Source organism: Ferrovibrio xuzhouensis (genome assembly GCF_042648965.1).
Taxonomy (GTDB): domain Bacteria; phylum Pseudomonadota; class Alphaproteobacteria; order Ferrovibrionales; family Ferrovibrionaceae; genus Ferrovibrio; species Ferrovibrio xuzhouensis.
On sequence record NZ_JBHRYJ010000002.1, the window covers coordinates 403,067 to 420,520 of the forward strand.

The following is a 17,454-nucleotide window of genomic DNA, read 5'->3' on the forward strand; positions in this document are numbered from 1 at the left end:
ACCGAAACGCCCCCGCCGGTTCCGCCGGCGGGGGATTTTTCCGACCAGAACCGGATGCCGCCGATGACCACACAGACTGCCGCTGATCTGGCTGCCGCCGTCGAGTCGCCGTTGCTGTCGATCAGCAATATCGAGGTGATCTACAACCATGTCATCCTGGTGCTCAAGGGCGTGTCGCTGCAGGTGCCGAAGGGCGGCATCGTCGCCCTGCTCGGCGCCAACGGCGCCGGCAAGACCACCACGCTGAAGGCGATTTCTAACCTGCTGCGCGCCGAGCGCGGCGATATCACCAAGGGCCATATCGACTATCACGGCGAGCGGATCGACCAGCTCAATCCGTCGACCGTGGTCAGGAAGGGCCTGATCCAGGTGATGGAGGGGCGGCATTGCTTCGCCCATCTCACCGTCGAGGAAAACCTGATGACCGGGGCCTATACCCGGCCGGACGGCAGCCGGGCGATCGCCCAGGACCTCGAGAAGGTCTACACGTATTTCCCACGCCTCAAGGTGCGTCGCAAATCCATCGCCGGCTATACCTCGGGCGGCGAGCAGCAGATGACGGCGATCGGCCGCGCGCTGATGAGCAAGCCCGACATGATCCTGCTCGACGAACCCTCCATGGGCCTGGCGCCGCAACTGGTGGAGGAAATCTTCGAGATCGTCCACAAGCTGAACAAGGATACCGGCGTCAGCTTCCTGATCGCCGAGCAGAATACCAACATGGCTTTGCGCTATGCCGACTACGGCTACATTCTCGAGAACGGTCGCATCGTCATGGACGGTCCGGCCGCCAAGCTCCGCGAGAATTCCGACGTGAAGGAATTCTATCTCGGCCTTGGCACCGGCGGCCGCATGAGTTTCCGCGATGTAAAGCATTACCGCCGGCGCAAGCGCTGGCTGGCCTGATCCCGTTATCTTCCGGAGGTACCTGTGGCGCGTGCGAGTGAGCGGACCGGCAAGCGGCCGAAAATCAGGGCCGACGAATACTACGACCGGCGCGAGACGCGCGGCGCGGCAGCGCGGCAGAAGGCGCAGATCGCCGCTCTGCAGGCGCTGATCGTCCATGCCAAAAAGGCGAGCCCCTATTACCGCGAAATCCTGAAGGGCGTGAAACCGGCCGCGATCACTTCGCTGGCGGCCCTGGCGAAACTGCCGGTTACCCGCAAGTCGGACCTGGCGCCGCGCCAGCAGGCCCGTCCGCCGCTCGGCGGGCTCGAGGGCGGCAAGCCGGCCGAGATCGCCAATTATTTCCAGTCGCCGGGACCGCTGTACGAAGCCTATGGCCGGGCGTCGGCAAAGGTGAAGGACCCGTGGCGGTTTGCCCGCGCCCTGTGGGCTGTCGGCTGCCGGCCGGGCGACCTCGTGCACAACACCTTTTCCTATCACCTGACGCCGGCCGGCCGCATGACGGAAGGGTCGGCCCATGCCATCGGCTGCCCGGTGTTTCCCGCCGGCATCGGCAATACCGAACTGCAGCTCGATGCCATCGCCCAGCTGAAGCCGCGCGTCTATTGCGGCACGCCGTCCTTCCTGAAAATCCTGCTGGAGAAGGGCGCCGAACTGGGGCGTGGCACGGCGTCGCTGAAAACCGGCCTGGTCGGCGGCGAGGCCCTGCCGCCTTCGCTGCGCGCCGAGCTGCAGGCCAAGGGCGTCGCGGTGCTGCAATCCTACGGCACGGCGGAGCTCGGCCTGATCGCCTATGAGTCGGCGGCCATGGAGGGCATGATCATCGACGAGGATGTCATCGTCGAGATCGTCCGGCCCGGTACCAGCGAGCCGGTGGCGCCGGGCGAAGTGGGCGAGGTGGTGGTCACCGTGCTGGCCAATCCGGTCTATCCGATGATCCGTTTTGCCACCGGTGACCTGTCGGCCCTGATGCCGGGAGTCAGCCCCTGCGGCCGCACCAACAGCCGCATCCGCGGCTGGATGGGTCGCGCCGACCAGACCACCAAGGTCAAGGGCATGTTCGTCACCCCGGGCCAGATCGCGCAGGTTGCGGCCCGCCATCCGGACATCGCCCGCGCCCGTCTCGAGGTGACGTCGGAGAACAACGTCGACGCCATGGTGCTGAAGGTCGAGGTCCGGGGGCAGGTCGATGCCGGCGCGGTCGCGGCCACCCTGCAGGCCGTCTGCAAGCTGCGCGGCCAGGTCGAAGTGGTCGCGGCCGGCAGCCTGCCGAACGACGGCAAGGTGATCGCCGATCTCCGCACCTATCAGTGAGACTGGTCAGGGAGGCTGGCCAGTAAGCCTCTGGAACGGCTACACTCCGCCGTGTCATGGCATTGGCGGTCGAAGGGCTCGTCTGCATCCGCGGCGAGCGTCAGCTTTTTGAGAACCTGAATTTCCGTCTCGCCCCCGGCGAGGCGTTGCTGCTGCACGGCCCGAACGGCAGCGGCAAGTCGAGCCTGCTGCGCCTGCTGGCCGGCTTCCTGCCGCCGGCCGATGGCCGGGTGCTGTGGGATGACGCACCGGTCGATGACGACCCCGAGGCGCATCGCGCCCGGCTGCAGTATCTCGGCCACCAGGATGCCATGAAGCCGCAATTGACGGCGGAAGAGAACCTGCTGTTCTGGGCGCAGCTGCTCGGCCTCGGCGCCGCCGAAGCCGCGGCCGCTGCTGGCGCAGCGCTCAATGCGGCCGGCCTTACCCGCCAGCGCCGGCTGCCCGGCCGCTATCTCTCGGCGGGGCAGAAACGCCGGCTGGCACTGGCCCGCCTGCTGGTCGCGCCCGCCACGCTGTGGCTGCTCGATGAGCCGACCAATGCGCTCGATTCCGCTGCCGTCGCCTGGCTTGGCACGGTGCTGGCGGATCACCGGGCCCGTGGCGGCATCGTGCTGCTGGCCAGCCATGTCGCCGTACCGCTGCCCGATGCCCGGGTCCTCGACCTGCCGCAGGGAGTGCTGGCATGAGGGCGTTCTGGGCCATCGTGCGCCGCGACCTGCGGCTTGGCCTCGGCGCCCAGGGCGCGGCGCTCAACACGCTGCTGTTCTTCGTGCTGGCGGTCAGCCTGTTTCCGCTCGGCGTCGGGCCTGAGCCGCAGATCTTGGCCCGCATCGCGGCGGGCGTGATCTGGGTGGCGGCTTTGCTCGCCGCCATGCTGTCGCTCGACCGGCTGTTCCAGACCGATCATGAGGACGGCACGCTCGACCTGCTGGCGCAGGCGCCGCTGCCGCTGACCCTGGTGGCGCTGGCCAAGACCCTGGCGCACTGGCTCAGCACCGGGCTGCCGCTCGCCGTGATCGCGCCCTTGCTCGCCATTCTCATGCAGATGGAACCCTCCGCCATCCCGGTGCTGCTGCTCGCCCTGCTGCTGGGTACGCCGAGCCTCAGCCTGATTGGCGCCATCGGCGCGGCGCTGACGCTGGGCGCCCGCCGTGGCGCCATCCTGGTGCCGCTGATCACCCTGCCGCTGGTGATTCCGGTGCTGATCTTCGGCGTCGGCGCCGTCGAGGCGGCGGCCTATGGCCTCTCGGCGGAACCGCATCTCCTGCTGCTGGCGGCGTTTTTCGCCGGCAGCCTGGTGCTCAGCCCGTTTGCGATTGCCGGGGCCGTCAAGCTGGCCTTGGAATAGCCCGCGCCTTATAAACGGGCTTATGGACTGGACCGTCATGCATGCCCTCGCCAACCCGGCCCGCTTCCTGCGTCTGATGACCGCGATCCGGCCCTGGGCCGCCGTGGTCGCCATCGCCGGGATGATCGGCGGCCTCGCCTGGGGCCTGCTGTTCTCGCCGCCCGATTACCAGCAGGGCGAGACGGTGCGTATCATGTATATCCACGTGCCGGCCGCCTGGATGGGCATGTCGATCTACGCGATCATGGCGGTGGCGTCCGCCGTGGCGCTGATCTGGCGGCATCCGGTCGCCGAACTGGCGGCCAAGGCCTCGGCGCCGATCGGCGCGGCGTTTACCCTGATCTGCCTGATCACGGGATCGTTATGGGGCAAGCCGATGTGGGGCACCTGGTGGGTCTGGGATGCCCGGCTCACCTCGATGCTGATCCTGTTTTTCCTCTATCTCGGCTATATCGCGCTGTGGGAGGCCTTCGACGATCCCGGCCGCGCCGGCCGCGCGGCGGCGATCCTGGCGCTGGTCGGCGCCATCAACCTGCCGGTCATCAAGTTCTCGGTAGACTGGTGGAATACGCTGCACCAGCCCTCCAGCGTGCTGACCATGGATGGCTCGAAGATCGATCCGACCATCCTCTGGCCGCTGTTGGTGACCGCCATCGGGGCCGAGGGTTACTATGTCTGGATGCTCTGCCTGCGGGTGCGGGCCGAGATTCTCGACCGCCAGGCGCGAATTCTGCGCTTCAGCGCCGCGGCGGATCGCCGCGCCGGCTAGCGGCGACGCCCGCAAGTCTATATTTTCACCACAGGTTGGCCACGGGGCCATAGGAAACAAAGGGTTAGCATTTGTACTGGTCTTCGCTGGGCAATTTCCTGACCATGGGTGGCTATGCCGGTTTCGTCTGGCCGGCCTTTGCCGTGACCCTGGTGATTCTGCTCGGCCTCGGCCTGCAGAGCCGGGCCCGCATGAAGACCGCCGAGCGCGACCATGCCGAGGCCCGGCGGGAGGCCGGTCGTGATGTTTGAGGCGCGCGATGCCTGAACCCGCCCAGTCCAGGATGCCGGGGCGCCGGCGCGGCTGGAGCCGCAAGCGCAAGCGCATGGTCGCCGTGCTGGCGCTGGTCGGCGGCCTTGGGGTCGCCACCGCGCTGGTGTTGAATGCCTTCAGCGACAACCTTGTCTTCTTCCACAGCCCGAGCGACGTGGTCGAACAGCATGTCGCCGCCGGCAAGCGCTTCCGCATCGGCGGCCTGGTCGAGGCCGGCAGCGTGAAGAAGGATGGTCTGGTCACCGAATTCGACGTCACCGACCTCAAGCACACCGTGCATGTGCGCTATACTGGCCTGCTGCCCGACCTGTTCCGCGAGGGGCAGGGCGTGGTGGCCGCCGGCCAGCTTGATCCCGGCGGGCAGTTTGTCGCCACCGAGGTGCTGGCCAAGCATGACGAGAAATACATGCCGCCGGAGGTTGCTGCGGCGCTGAAGAAATCCGGCCGCTGGAACGAAGGCGAGGGGCATATGCCCGCGCCGGCGAAATCGGGATCGTGAGGCGGATACGCAATGGCCGGTGAACTCGGACATATCGCACTGATCCTGGCGCTGATGGTGGCGCTGGTGCAGGGCATCCTGCCGCTGGTCGGCGCGGCGCGGCGGATTCAGCCGTGGATCGCGCTGGCGCCCAGTGCTGCCTTCGGCCAGGCGCTGCTGGTTGCCTTCGCCTTCGGCTGCCTGATGTACGGCCACATCACCTCGGATTTCTCCATCGTCAATGTGGCGGAGAATTCCAACACGCTGAAGCCGATGCTCTACAAGGTCACCGGTCTGTGGGGCAATCACGAGGGCTCGCTGCTGCTGTGGATCCTGATCCTCAGCCTGTTCGGCGCTGCCGTCGCGCTGTTCGGCAACAACCTGCCCGCCACGCTCAAGGCCCGCGTGCTCAGCATCCAGGCGCTGATCGGCGTCGGCTTTCTCGCCTTCATCCTGTTCACGTCGAATCCGTTCCTGCGCGTGCTGCCGCCGCCGCTGGAAGGCCGCGGCCTCAATCCGCTGCTGCAGGACCCGGGCCTCGCCTTCCATCCGCCGTTTCTCTATCTCGGCTATGTCGGCTTTTCGGTGGCCTTCGCGTTCGCCGTCGCCGCCCTGATCGAGGGCCGCGTCGATCCGGCCTGGGCGCGCTGGGTGCGGCCGTGGACGCTGGCCGCCTGGTGCTTCCTCACCATCGGCATCGCGCTCGGTTCCTGGTGGGCCTATTACGAACTCGGCTGGGGCGGCTGGTGGTTCTGGGACCCGGTCGAGAATGCCTCCTTCATGCCTTGGCTGGCCGGCACGGCCTTGCTGCATTCGGCCATCGTGGTCGAGAAGCGCGACACCCTGAAAAGCTGGACCGTGCTGCTCGCCATCCTGACCTTCTCGCTCAGCCTGCTCGGCACCTTCCTGGTCCGCTCGGGCGTGCTGAACTCGGTGCATGCCTTTGCCACCGATCCGACCCGCGGCGTCTTCATCCTGATCTTCCTTGGCATCGTGGTCGGCGGCAGCCTGGCGCTGTATGCCTTCCGCGCCCCGGCCCTGCAGGCGGTCGGCGTGTTTGCGCCGCTCAGCCGCGAGGGCGCACTGGTGCTCAACAACCTGCTGTTCGCCGTGGCTGCCGCCGCCGTGCTGCTCGGCACGCTGTATCCGCTGGCAGTCGATGCCATCAGCGGCGCCAAGGTGTCGGTCGGCCCGCAGTATTTCAACACCGTGTTCGTCCCCCTGATGGTGCCCCTGCTGGCCGCCGTGGTGGTTGGGCCGATGCTGGCCTGGAAGCGCGGTGACCTGGGGGCGGCCCTGCAGCGCCTGCTGCCGGCCATGGCCGCCGTCATCGTCATCCTGCTGGTCGGCCTGTGGCTGCTGGACGGCAAGACCATGCTGGCCCTGCTTGGCCTCGCGCTCGGCATCTGGCTCGCGGTCGGCGCCGCCTGCGAATGGGCGCTCAGGGTCAAGCTGTTCGCCGCGTCGCCGGCGGAATCCTTCCGCCGCGCCCGCGGCCTGCCGCGCGCCGCCTGGGGCATGACGGTGGCGCATTTCGGCGTCGGCCTGCTGGTGCTCGGCATCACGGTGTCCAGCACCTGGCAGGTGGAAGTGCAGCGGGTCATCAAACCGGGCGATACGGTTGCCGTCGGTCCGGTCTCGTATCGCTTCACCGGTGTCAGCCCGGTGAAGGGCCCGAACTACACGGCGTTGCAGGGGCGCTTCGAGGTGATCCGCAATGGTGAAGTCACCGAGGTGATGACGCCGGCGCAGCGCCGCTACCAGCAGCCGCCGATGGAAACCACCGAGGCCGCCATCCATCCGTCGCCCGCCGCCGATCTCTATGCCGTGCTGGGCGAGGGCGATGCCGAACGCGGCTGGGCGGTGCGGCTTTACTGGAAGCCGATGGTCTCCTGGATCTGGCTTGGTGCGCTGATCATGGCCTGTGGCGGTTTCCTGTCGCTCAGCGACCGCCGCCATCGCGTCGGCGCGCCGGCCCGCCGCACGGCGGCAGTTCCGGCCGCCGCGGAGTAAGCGTCCCATGCGTCTTGCCTATATGGTGCCCCTGCTGCTGTTCCTGGTGATCGGCGTCGGTCTTGCAGTCGGCCTGACGCTGAATCCGCACGAGATTCCCTCGGCGCTGATCGGCAAGCCGGTGCCGCAGTTTTCGCTGCCGCCGGTGGAGCCGGGCGGGCAGGGGCTTTCGACGGCCGACCTCAAGACCGGTCAGCCCAGCGTGGTCAATGTCTTCGCCTCGTGGTGCGTGCCATGCCGGGTCGAGCATCCGCTGTTCGCCGGGCTGAAGCAGGACAATCTCGCGCCGATCTATGCCCTGAACTACAAGGACAAGCCCGAGGATGCGACCGGCTGGCTCGGCCAGCTCGGCAATCCGTTCAGCCGCATCGGCGCCGACCGCGATGGCCGGGTCAGCATCGACTGGGGCGTCTACGGCGTGCCGGAGACCTTCATCGTCAATGGCGGCGGCGAGATCGTCTGCAAGCATGTCGGCCCGCTGACCGAATGGGACATGGACAACAAGATCAAGCCGATCCTGCGCGACCTCAAGGCCGGCCGCGCGGCCAGCGTCAAATGCTGAGTCGGGTCAAATGCTGAAGCGGCTGCTGGTCATTCTCGCGCTCCTGCTGCCGGCCTTGCCGGCTGCCGCCCAGCATATGGACCCGGTGTTGGCCGATCCGAAGCTGGAGGCGCGCGCGCACGAGATTTCGCGCGAGATCCGCTGCCTGGTCTGCCAGAACCAGTCGATCGAGGATTCCAATGCGCCGCTCGCTGCCGACCTGCGGCGCATCGTGCGCGAACGCCTGGCCGCCGGCGACAGCGACCGCGCGGTGCGCGACTATCTGGTCGCCCGCTATGGCGACTGGGTGCTGCTGAAGCCGCGTTTCAATGTGCAGAACCTGCTGCTCTGGCTTGGGCCGGCGCTGTTCCTTCTGATCGGCGGCGCCATCGTTGCCGGGCTGTATCTGCGCCAGCGACGCGCGGGTGCCGTCACCGCCGCGGCGCCGCTTGATGCCGCCGAACAGCAGCGGCTCGCCGCCCTGCTGGCCGAGACCGCGCCCGCCGATGACGCGCGGGAGGCCCGCTGATGCTCTGGCTCGGCTTCGCCCTGCTGACCCTGGCCGCGCTCGGCTTCCTCGCCTGGCCGCTGCTGCGCACGCGGCGCCGGGCTGCCGCCGGCCGCCGTGCCCATGACCTTGCCGTCTATCGCGCCCAGCTCGCTGAAGTCGAGCAGGATGCCGCGCGCAGCGGCATCAGTGCCGCCGAGGCCGCTGCGGCGCGGCTCGAGATCCAGCGCCGCCTGCTGCGCGCCGATGTGGCCGATGGCCCGGCCGGCGAGACGGCCGCCGCGCCATCCCCCGCCAGCGGCCGGCTGATCCGCATCGCCACCATTGCCGTGCTGCTGCTGGTGCCGCTCGTTGGCGGCGGGCTGTATCTCGATCTCGGCCGGCCCGATGCTGCGCAGTTCGACCGCACGCTCGCCCGTGCCCAGGCCGAGCATGACCGCCAGCTCCGCAGTCAGACCGAGACGCTGATCGCCCGCCTGCGCGAACGCCTCGAAGCCGACCCGGGTCGCGCCGATGGCTGGCTGCTGCTCGCTCGCTCGCTGCTGACCACCGACCAGGCGGCCGAGGCGGTCGATGCCGCGGGCAGGGTGATCGCGCTGCAGCCGGACAATGCGGAAGCTTATGCGCTGCGCGGCGAGGCGCAGACCTTGGCTGCCGACGGTTCGGTGACCCCGGCGGCGCAACAGGATTTCCAGAAGGTGCTGCAGCTCGACGCGCAGCATCCCGGCGCGCGTTATTACCTCGGCCTCGCCCGACAGCAGGCTGGCGACAACCGCGGCGCCTATGACGACTGGCGCGCGCTGGCCGCCGACTCGCCGGCCGATGCGCCCTGGCTGCCCACCATCACGGCCCGGCTGCGCGAACTGGCGCCGCGGCTTGGCATTGCGCTCGCCGATGCGGTGCCGGCGCCGCGCCCGGCCGAGGCCGCACAGGATACCGCGCCCGGCGCCCCGGGCCCCGACCAGGCGCAGGTGCAGGCAGCGCAGCAGATGTCGCCGGAGGAACGCACCGCGATGATCCGCGGCATGGTCGACCGGCTGGCCGAGAAGCTGAAGGCCGAGCCCGACGATGTCGACGGCTGGCTGCGGCTGGCGCGCGCCCGCGACGTGCTCGGCGACCATGATGCGGCGCGCGAAGCCCTGCAGCAGGCGGTGACCCGCCAGCCCGACCGCGTCGATGCCCGCATGGCGCTCGCCTTCAACCTCGCCGGCCCGACGGTGAAAAGCCGCGCCCCGCTGCCGGCCGAAGCCGTCGCGCAGTTCAAGGCCGTGCTGGAGCAGGAACCCAACCATGCCCAGGCGCTGTGGTTCGTCGGCCGCGCCGCCTATGAGGCCGGCGACAAGGCGGGTGCTGCCCGCTACTGGAAACAGCTGCTCGCCCAGCTGCCGCCGGACTCGCCCGAGGCAAAGGAACTGAGCGACCGGATCAGCAGCCTGACGCAGTGAATCCCGGCCGGCCGGGGCGGCCGTTAACCCTGCCTTAACGGCCGCCTGCGCGTAATCGGGCCTCAGTTTCCGGGGTCGGGTCCATGGCAATCGCACCGAGCAACAATCTTCTGTCCGCGCTGTCGCAGCTGCAGGGCGCGTCGCGTCCGGCCGGGTCGGCCGCGCCGCGTGGCGCCACCGCCGGCACCCAGCGGGCCAGCTTTTCGGGCCAGATCACCGGGCCGGCGCCGACCGCGCCCACCGCCTCGGCCAGCGCGCCGTCGCCGGTTGCGCCCGCGCCGTCCGCCGGCGGCAGTTCCGCCCCGGTACAGAGCCTGCCGCGCCAGACGCCGATCCCGTCGCGCGGCGGTTATCTCGGACAGTACGTCAATATCGTCGTTTGATTTCTCTCCCCCGTTCGTGTTGACCTGAATACAAGCGGTGGTTACGCTGCCGTAAAATAGTCCTTACACGAACTATTAGGGGAAACGCCATGTCTATCCGTCGCTCGGTCTTTGCGATGCTCGCCGCTATTGCGGGCGCTCTGGTCCTGCCGGTTTCCGGCGCGCAGGCCATGGAAAAGGACAAGGCGGTGATCGCCGCCCTGCCGTTCTTTTCCACCGCGCCGGTCTTCATCGCCAAGGAACGCGGCTATTTCGACGCCGAGGGCATCGACCTCGAGATCAAGACCTTCAATGCCGCCCAGGCGGTCGCCGTTGCGGTCGCCTCGGGCGACGCCGATTTCGGCATCACGGCGTTTACCGGCGGGTTTTTCAACCTGGCCGGCAAGGGCGCGCTGAAGGTGATCGCCGCCCAGAGCCGCGAGGAAAAGGGCTACCAGTTCGTCGCCTATGTGGCGTCGAAAAAGGCCTATGACGCGGGCTTCCGCTCGCCGAAGGATTTCCCCGGCAAGACCGTGGCGATCACCACCGTGGGCTCCAGCTTCCACTACAATCTCGGCATGCTGGCCGACAAGTTCGGCTTCAAGCTGAGCACGGTCAGCATGAAGCCGGTGCAGTCGGTGCCCAACATGATGGCGGCGCTGGCCGGCGGCCAGGTCGATGCCACCATCCTGCCGGCCAACAACGCGCTGAAGCTGGAGCGCGACGGCAGCGGCAAGATCATCGGCTGGGTCAGCGACTATACGCCGTGGCAGCTCGGCGCGCTGTTTACCTCGACGAAAAACGTCAAGGACAAGCGCCCGATGGTCGAGCGCTTCGTCAAGGCCTACCAGAAGGGCCTCACCGATTACGCCGAGGCCTTCCTCGCCCGCGACAAGCAGGGCAACCGTATGTTCGCCGAAAAGGCGCAGGCGGCGCTGCCGATCCTGGAAAAATGGGTCAAGCCGACGCCGACCTTCGCGGTCGCCAAGGAAGCCGCCAACTACATGGACCCCAAGGGCCGCCTGCTGGTGAAGAACATCTACGACCAGCTCGCCTGGTATCAGGCGCAGGGCCTGGTCGACAAATCGGTGAAGGCGGAAGACTTCCTTGACCTCGGCTTCGTCAAGGGTCATTTCGACGTGCCAAAGCAGTAACGCCGTCAGTACAGAGCATCAGTCATGCAGGTCGTACTGGAGGAGGTCGGTTACGCTTATGGCGATCTGCCGGTCCTCGACGGGGTCAGTTTCACCGTCGCCGAGGGCGAGACCGCGGCACTGATCGGCCCCTCCGGCTGCGGCAAGTCGACCCTGCTCAATCTGGTCGGCGGCCTGCTGCCGCAGCAGGGCGGGCGCATCCGCATGGTCGGCGCGGCGCCGGCCGGCTGCCTCAACCCGCTGACCTTCGTGTTCCAGGATTTTGCCCTGCTGCCCTGGCGCAGCGTTGCCGGCAATGTCGCGCTGGCGCTGGAGCCGCACAAGCTGGGCAAGGCCGCGCGCGAGGCGCGTATCAATGAAGTGCTGCGACTCTGCGGCCTGGCCGATTTCGCCGACGCCCTGCCCAAGCAGCTGTCCGGCGGCATGCGCCAGCGCGTCGGCATCGCCCGCGCCGTGGCGGTGCGGCCGGCGGTGATGCTGATGGACGAGCCGCTCTCGGCACTGGATGCCCAGACCCGCGAGCTGCTGATGGAAGATCTCGTCGCCATCTGGTCGCGCGAACGCACCACGACGCTGTATGTGACCCATAACCTGAACGAGGCCGTGCGGCTGGCCGACCATGTGGTCGTGCTGTCGCGCCGGCCGGGCCGCATCAAGCGCATCGTGCCGGTCACCGTGCCGGTGGCCGAGCGCGGCCGGCCCGAGCACGCCGTGGCGCTGCAGGCCCTGCATGACGAATTGTGGACGCTGATTAAGGCCGAGGCGCAGGTCGCCGACCGCGAGGTGCAGGATGTCTGAATCCCATGACCGCGTGATCCCCTTCCGCGGCGGCGGCTTCGTTGCCGGCCACCGGCGCTGGGCGCCGTGGCTCGCCTTCCTGCTGATTATCGCCTGCTGGGAGGCCGCCTCCGATACCGGCCTGCTGCCGGCCCTGTTCATGCCGGCGCCGCACGAGGTGTTGTCGGCGCTCTACATGCTGCTCGCCAGCGGCCAGTTGTTCGTGCATATCGCCGCCTCGCTGCAGCGCATCGTCGCCGGCTGGATCATCGGCAGCATCGCCGGCCTCGCCTTCGGCCTGTGTATGGGCATCTTCGTGCTGGCGCGCTCGGTCGGTCTGCCGGTGGTCTCGGCGCTGTTCCCGATCCCCAAGATCGCGCTGCTGCCGCTGTTTATCCTGTGGTTCGGCATCGGCGAGCCGTCGAAGATCGCGACTATCGCGCTCGGCGTATTCTTCCCCACCGTGGTCAGCGCCTATTCGGCGGTCGACAACGTGCCGCGCAACCTGATCCGCATGGCGCAGAGCTTCGGGCTCAGCACCCGCATGATCGTCTTCAAGGTGATCCTGCCGGGCGCCATGCCGGGCATTCTCGCCGGCTTCCGCATTTCGTCGTCGATCGCGCTGATCCTGGTGGTCGCCGCCGAGATGATTGGTGCCGATACCGGCATCGGTGCCTTCGTGCTGGCGGCCGGCAACCTGATGCAGACCGACCAGTTGGTGGCTGGCGTGGTGCTGCTGTCGATCCTCGGCCTGCTGATCAGCTGGGGCCTGAGCCGGGCCGAGAAGGCGCTGCTGCGCTGGCGTTGAGGAGATCATGAGCGAACCGTATCCGATTCCCGCCACCCGCATCGTCCGGCAGGACGCGGCTTCCATCGCCGCCCCGCGCGTGATCGCGGCCGATATCGTCGTCGTCGGCGCCGGCATCAGCGGTGTGTCGGCGGCGCTGGAGGCGGCGAAGCTCGGCCGTCGCGTCGCCCTGGTCGATGCCGGCCAGCAGCTCGGCGGCCAGTCGACTGGCTCGATGCTCGGCACGCTCTGTGGCTTCTATTCGAACGGCCCGGAGCCCTATCGCGTCGTCTACGGTATCGTCGATGACATGTTCGACCACCTGCGCCGTGCCGATGCCTTCAGCATCCGCAAGGGCCGCAACACCTATATCCCGCTCTACCAGGAACAGGCGCTGGTGCGCTGGATTGAACAGGCGGTGACGGCAGCCGGCATCGATGTCCTGCTCGGCGCCATCCTGCTGCGGGTCAATCGCGACGGCGGCCGCATCACCAGCCTGTCACTGGCGACCCGCTTCGGCCCGGTCGAGCTGCGCGGCACCGGCTTTGTCGATGCCTCGGGCGATGCGGCGCTGACCTATGCCGCCGGCTTTGCCTGCCGCGAGCCGGTGACGCCGATCATGGGCACCTTGATGTTCACCATCGAGGGCTTCGATCAGGACGCGGCGCAGACGCTCGACCGCTGGACGGTGCAGAAGCGGCTCGGCGAGGTCGGCCCGCAATACGGTCTGGTGCGCCGCGACGGCTTTGTCTTCGCCTTTCCCGGCAAGGGGCAGGCGACGGTCAACATGACCCATGTGGAAACCCCGCTCGATCCGCTCGGCTATGCCGCGGCCCAGGCCGAGGGTCGTGCCCAGGCCGACCGGGTGGTCGCCTTCCTGCGCGGTGAATACCCGCAGATTTTCGGCGCCGCCCGGGTGCGGCAATATGGCTTCCTCGGCATCCGCCAGACCCGCTGGATCGTCGGCGGCCACAGCCTGACCGTCGAAGAGGTGCGGCAGGGCGTGAAGCAACCCGATGCTATCCTGCGCTGTTCCTGGCCGATCGAACTGCATGACCGGGCCGAGGATGTGCACTGGGAGGAATTCGGCGACGACCATCTGCATTACATGCCGTTCGGCGCGCTGGTACCGCAGGAGGCCGACAATCTTGTTGCTGCCGGCCGCTGCGCCGATGGCGATCCGGCTGCGCTCAGCTCGGTGCGGGTGATGGGGCCCTGCGTGGCGATGGGTGCGGCGGCGGCGCAGGCGCTCGACCTCGCCGGTGCAGGCTCGGTGCGGCAGATCGACATCGCGGCGCTGCAGGGTCGTCTGACGGACAACCTGGAGCGCCGCGACCGCGAGTAAGCTCAGGGCTTCTGTTCGAGGCCCTCGACCAGCTGGCGCAGCGAGGTGATGAAGGCATCACGCTGGGCCTGCGGGATCGGATGCAGGATGCGATCCTGCGCCCGCGCCACGCCCGGCTTTGCCGTGCGCAGCTGGGCCTCGCCTTCCGCCGTTACCGCCAACGCATTGGTGCGCCGGTCAGTTTCGGTTCGCTGTCGCACCAGCAGGCCGCGCTTGATCAGCCGTGCCACCATCTCGGCCACCGTCGAGCGGTCGATTCCGGTCAGCCGCACCAGCTCGACCTGGCTGATGCCGGGATTCTGGTAGATCGCCAGCATCAGCGCGAACTGACGCGGCGTCAGTCCGCTGACCCCGACTTCCATCGTGTACAGATCGACCGCAAGCTGCTGACAGCGCCGCAGCAGATGCCCCGGCGCGTCATACAGATTGAATGTGGCCAGATCGTCAGCCGGCATTGCGGCCCGGGTGGTTTTTTCCCCCGACATGCACCCTCCCTTATTTTGTTAACGCAGCACGTCCCTGTTATCATTCTAAGGCGGATTTTCCCGCTTCTCAGTGCACAGATTGAACGCCATTGTTCGCGGCGCGTCTAGGGGTGGCGTGATTTGCCGCCGCGGTTTTTCGCGCAATAATCGTTGCTTGCATATGCAAGACAGTTGCAGAGGGCCCATGCAGAATCCAAAGGATTACGGCTTTTCCAGGCAGGTGCCGGAGGGCGACAACCGCGACCGCATGGTCTGCGACGACTGCGGCTGGATTCACTACACCAACCCGAAGATCGTGGTCGGCGCCGTTGTCGGCCATGAAGGGCGCATCCTGCTGTGCCGCCGTGCCATTGAGCCGCGGCGTGGCTTCTGGACCATTCCGGCCGGCTATCTGGAGGAGCGCGAGACGGCGGAAGCCGGCGCCATGCGCGAGGCGCAGGAAGAAGCCTGCGCCGAGATCGCGCTCGACGGCCTGCTGGCGGTCTACAGCATCCCGCGCATCAGTCAGGTGCAGCTGATTTATCGTGCGACCCTGGCGCGGCCGGAATTTTCCGCCGGCCCGGAATCGCTGGAAGTGCGGCTGTTCGATTGGGACGCAATCCCGTGGCCGGAGCTCGCCTTCCCGTCGGTGCACTGGGCGCTCGGACAGTATGACACGGTGAAGGAACAGCCGGTGTTTCCGGCCTTCACCAATCCGCCCGGCGAGACCGGAAACTACTAGGCAGCAGGAGGCTGTTCGAGGCCGGCCAGCGCACGGGCAAAGGCCTCGGCGGCGAAGGGCTGCAGGTCCGCGGCCTGTTCGCCGACGCCGACGAAATGCACCGGCAGGCCGAATTTGTCGGCAATCGCCACCAGCACGCCACCGCGCGCGGTGCCGTCCAGCTTGGTGACGACAAGGCCGGTGACAGCGCAGATCTCGCGGAAGGTGGCCACCTGGTTCAGGGCGTTCTGGCCGGTGGTGGCATCCAGCACCAGCAGCACGTTATGCGGCGCCGCCGGATCGAGTTTCTTCATCACGCGCACGATCTTGGCCAGTTCCGCCATCAGGTCGGCCTTGTTGTGCAGCCGGCCGGCGGTGTCGACCAGCAGCACGTCGATCTGTTTTGCCCGCGCCTCGGCCAGCGCGTCATAGGCAAGGCCTGCGGCATCGGCGCCGGTCTCGCGCGACAGCACCGGCGCGCCGGTGCGCTCGCCCCAGATTTTCAGCTGCTCGACGGCGGCGGCACGGAAGGTATCGCCGGCAGCCAGCATCACGCTCTTGCCCTCGTCGCGCAGCCGGCTGGCAATCTTGCCGATGGTAGTGGTCTTGCCGACGCCGTTGACGCCGACCACGAGGATCACCTGCGGCCCGGGCAATGCCGCATCAAAGGCCAGCGGCTGTTCCACCGGGCGCAGCAGATCTGCAACCGACTCTGCCAGCGCGGCCCTGATCTCTTCGGCGGTGATGTCCTTCTCGAAGCGGTCTTTCGCAATGGCCGCGACGATCTTGCCCGCCGTGGTGATGCCGAGGTCCGCCTGGATCAGGGTTTCTTCGAGTTCGTCGAGGGCATCCTGGTCCAGCTTGCGCTTGGTGAACAGCGCGCCGATGGAGCTGCCGAGCTGGCCGGCCGAACGCGACAGCCCGGCTTTCAGCCGGCCGAACCAGCCGCGTTTCTCTTCGCCGCCGATCTCGCTCATGCCGCCTCCAGCCAGAGTTTGCCGTCGCGCGCCGCCGCAATGGTGGCGGCGATGATGGCGCCCTTTTCATGGGATGCAGGCACCACGACCGGCGCATAGGTCTCGTCGCGGCCGATGCCTTGCTGCTCGATCAGGATGCTGGCCGGCCGGCCGATGCGTTGTTCGAGGAAGCGTGCCGAAGCGGCGGCCGCTGCCTCGCGCAGGAGGGCGGCGCGCTGGCGGCGGAGTTCGACCGGCAGTTGCGGCATGCGGGCCGCCGGCGTGCCGGGCCGCGGCGAATAGGGAAAGACATGCACGAAGGCGAGGCCGGCCGCATCGATGATGTCGAGGCTGGCGGCAAAGGCCGCATCGCTTTCGGTGGGAAAGCCGGCGATCAGGTCGGCGCCGAGCGCCAGGCCGGGCCGCGCCGCCTGCAGGCGGGCCGCAACGTCGAGCGCCTGCGCGCGGCTGTGGCGGCGCTTCATGCGCTTGAGGATCAGGTCGTCACCGGCCTGCAGGCTGAGATGCGCATGCGGCATCACCCGCGGTTCCTCGGCATAGAGGCGGATCAGGTCGTCGTCGATCTCGGCCGGGTCGAGCGAGGAAAATCGCAGCCGCCCGATCTGCGGCACCAGGTCGAGCAGGCGGCGCACCGCATTGCCGAGTGTCGGCCGGCCCGGCAGGTCATGGCCGTAGGAGGTGATATCGACGCCGGTCAGCACGAACTCGCGATAGCCGCGCGCCGCCAGGGCGCGGGCCTGTTCGACCACCGCGCCCAGCGGCAGCGAGCGGCTGGGGCCGCGGCCATAGGGAATGATGCAGAAGGTGCAGCGATGATCGCAGCCTTGCTGGATTTCCAGATAGGCGCGCGGCCGGCCGGGGAAATGGCTGACGGCGGGCAGGGCGGCCGGCGTCGCCGTCTGGATGTCGCCGACGGCAATGCGCGGCGCGGTGGCCGTCATGCCCTGCCAGGTCGCGGGGTCCAGCTTCTCGCGGTTGCCGACCACATGATCGACTTCCGGCATGGCGGCGAAGGCGGCGGCATTGACCTGGGCGGCGCAGCCGGTGACGACGATGCGGGCATCGGGGTGTTCGCGGCGCAGGCGGCGGATTGCCTGCCGGGCCTGTTTCTCGGCCTCGGCGGTCACCGCGCAGGTGTTGATGACGACAAGGTTGTCGCGGCCGAGCCCGTCCAGCGTGGCGCGGATCGCCTCGCCTTCATAGCTGTTCAGCCGGCAGCCGAAACTGACGATGGTGGGCGGCGCGCCGGTTGCGGGTTCGGCGGTCATC

Annotated in this window: 20 protein-coding genes; 17 read left to right on the top strand and 3 right to left on the bottom strand. The window is 68.1% G+C overall.

Annotated elements, in window-relative coordinates; all coding sequences use genetic code 11:
• Positions 1–63: 63 nt before the first annotated feature.
• From ACFOOQ_RS12015 to ACFOOQ_RS12090, 16 genes are all read left to right on the top strand, one after another.
• Complete coding sequence (locus ACFOOQ_RS12015; RefSeq protein ID WP_379726580.1) at positions 64–906, top strand: ABC transporter ATP-binding protein; 843 nt, start codon at positions 64–66, stop codon at positions 904–906.
• Between the two features lie 24 nt (positions 907–930).
• Positions 931–2,220, top strand: coding sequence for a phenylacetate--CoA ligase family protein (locus tag ACFOOQ_RS12020; RefSeq protein WP_379726583.1), 1,290 nt, complete (start codon positions 931–933; stop codon positions 2,218–2,220).
• A 56-nt stretch (positions 2,221–2,276) separates the two neighbouring features.
• On the top strand, positions 2,277–2,909 hold the full coding sequence (ccmA, locus tag ACFOOQ_RS12025) for a heme ABC exporter ATP-binding protein CcmA (protein WP_379726586.1): 633 nt from the start codon (positions 2,277–2,279) through the stop codon (positions 2,907–2,909).
• A complete protein-coding gene (gene ccmB / locus ACFOOQ_RS12030; RefSeq protein ID WP_379726589.1) occupies positions 2,906–3,571 on the top strand; it encodes a heme exporter protein CcmB in 666 nt (221 codons plus the stop codon). Before ccmA ends, ccmB begins: the two co-directional genes overlap by 4 nt.
• A 37-nt stretch (positions 3,572–3,608) precedes the next feature.
• Positions 3,609–4,340, top strand: a complete 732-nt coding sequence (locus ACFOOQ_RS12035) for a heme ABC transporter permease (protein WP_379727555.1) — start codon at positions 3,609–3,611, stop codon at positions 4,338–4,340.
• A 71-nt stretch (positions 4,341–4,411) separates the two neighbouring features.
• Positions 4,412–4,591 carry a heme exporter protein CcmD gene (ccmD, locus tag ACFOOQ_RS12040; RefSeq protein WP_379726592.1) on the top strand — a complete coding sequence of 60 codons (180 nt, stop codon included), beginning with the start codon at positions 4,412–4,414 and terminating at the stop codon, positions 4,589–4,591.
• Positions 4,592–4,599: 8 nt separating this feature from the next.
• Positions 4,600–5,112, top strand: coding sequence for a cytochrome c maturation protein CcmE (ccmE, locus tag ACFOOQ_RS12045; protein WP_379726595.1), 513 nt, complete (start codon positions 4,600–4,602; stop codon positions 5,110–5,112).
• Positions 5,113–5,124: 12 nt separating this feature from the next.
• Positions 5,125–7,104 carry a heme lyase CcmF/NrfE family subunit gene (locus ACFOOQ_RS12050; RefSeq protein WP_379726598.1) on the top strand — a complete coding sequence of 660 codons (1,980 nt, stop codon included), beginning with the start codon at positions 5,125–5,127 and terminating at the stop codon, positions 7,102–7,104.
• 7 nt (positions 7,105–7,111) lie between these two features.
• Positions 7,112–7,666, top strand: a complete 555-nt coding sequence (locus ACFOOQ_RS12055) for a DsbE family thiol:disulfide interchange protein (protein WP_379726601.1) — start codon at positions 7,112–7,114, stop codon at positions 7,664–7,666.
• 10 nt (positions 7,667–7,676) lie between these two features.
• Positions 7,677–8,174, top strand: coding sequence for a cytochrome c-type biogenesis protein (locus tag ACFOOQ_RS12060; protein WP_379726604.1), 498 nt, complete (start codon positions 7,677–7,679; stop codon positions 8,172–8,174).
• A complete protein-coding gene (gene ccmI, locus ACFOOQ_RS12065; RefSeq protein ID WP_379726608.1) occupies positions 8,174–9,598 on the top strand; it encodes a c-type cytochrome biogenesis protein CcmI in 1,425 nt (474 codons plus the stop codon). The genes ACFOOQ_RS12060 and ccmI overlap by 1 nt, the downstream gene beginning before the upstream one ends.
• An 83-nt stretch (positions 9,599–9,681) precedes the next feature.
• Positions 9,682–9,981 carry a hypothetical protein gene (locus ACFOOQ_RS12070; protein ID WP_379726611.1) on the top strand — a complete coding sequence of 100 codons (300 nt, stop codon included), beginning with the start codon at positions 9,682–9,684 and terminating at the stop codon, positions 9,979–9,981.
• An 89-nt stretch (positions 9,982–10,070) separates the two neighbouring features.
• Complete coding sequence (locus ACFOOQ_RS12075) at positions 10,071–11,114, top strand: ABC transporter substrate-binding protein (protein ID WP_379726614.1); 1,044 nt, start codon at positions 10,071–10,073, stop codon at positions 11,112–11,114.
• A gap of 24 nt (positions 11,115–11,138) precedes the next feature.
• Complete coding sequence (locus ACFOOQ_RS12080) at positions 11,139–11,912, top strand: ABC transporter ATP-binding protein (protein ID WP_379726617.1); 774 nt, start codon at positions 11,139–11,141, stop codon at positions 11,910–11,912.
• The gene (locus tag ACFOOQ_RS12085) at positions 11,905–12,699 is read left to right on the top strand and encodes an ABC transporter permease (protein WP_379726620.1); all 795 of its coding nucleotides are present in this window, start codon (positions 11,905–11,907) and stop codon (positions 12,697–12,699) included. Before ACFOOQ_RS12080 ends, ACFOOQ_RS12085 begins: the two co-directional genes overlap by 8 nt.
• A gap of 7 nt (positions 12,700–12,706) precedes the next feature.
• Positions 12,707–14,023 (top strand): FAD-dependent oxidoreductase, encoded by a 1,317-nt coding sequence (locus ACFOOQ_RS12090; RefSeq protein ID WP_379726623.1) that lies wholly within the window; start codon positions 12,707–12,709, stop codon positions 14,021–14,023.
• A gap of 2 nt (positions 14,024–14,025) precedes the next feature.
• Here the strand turns inward: ACFOOQ_RS12090 and ACFOOQ_RS12095 are convergent, their stop codons facing one another.
• Positions 14,026–14,508 (bottom strand): MarR family winged helix-turn-helix transcriptional regulator, encoded by a 483-nt coding sequence (locus ACFOOQ_RS12095; protein ID WP_379726626.1) that lies wholly within the window; start codon positions 14,506–14,508, stop codon positions 14,026–14,028.
• Positions 14,509–14,692: 184 nt separating this feature from the next.
• Between ACFOOQ_RS12095 and ACFOOQ_RS12100 the strand changes: the two genes are divergently transcribed.
• Positions 14,693–15,229 carry an NUDIX hydrolase gene (locus tag ACFOOQ_RS12100; protein ID WP_379726629.1) on the top strand — a complete coding sequence of 179 codons (537 nt, stop codon included), beginning with the start codon at positions 14,693–14,695 and terminating at the stop codon, positions 15,227–15,229.
• On the opposite strand, the gene ftsY is transcribed toward ACFOOQ_RS12100, so the two are convergent.
• Positions 15,226–16,185, bottom strand: coding sequence for a signal recognition particle-docking protein FtsY (ftsY, locus tag ACFOOQ_RS12105; protein ID WP_379726632.1), 960 nt, complete (start codon positions 16,183–16,185; stop codon positions 15,226–15,228). The two genes, ACFOOQ_RS12100 and ftsY, sit on opposite strands and share 4 nt — an antisense overlap.
• On the bottom strand, positions 16,182–17,453 hold the full coding sequence (gene mtaB, locus ACFOOQ_RS12110; RefSeq protein WP_379726635.1) for a tRNA (N(6)-L-threonylcarbamoyladenosine(37)-C(2))-methylthiotransferase MtaB: 1,272 nt from the start codon (positions 17,451–17,453) through the stop codon (positions 16,182–16,184). Before mtaB ends, ftsY begins: the two co-directional genes overlap by 4 nt.
• Position 17,454 lies beyond the last annotated feature (1 nt).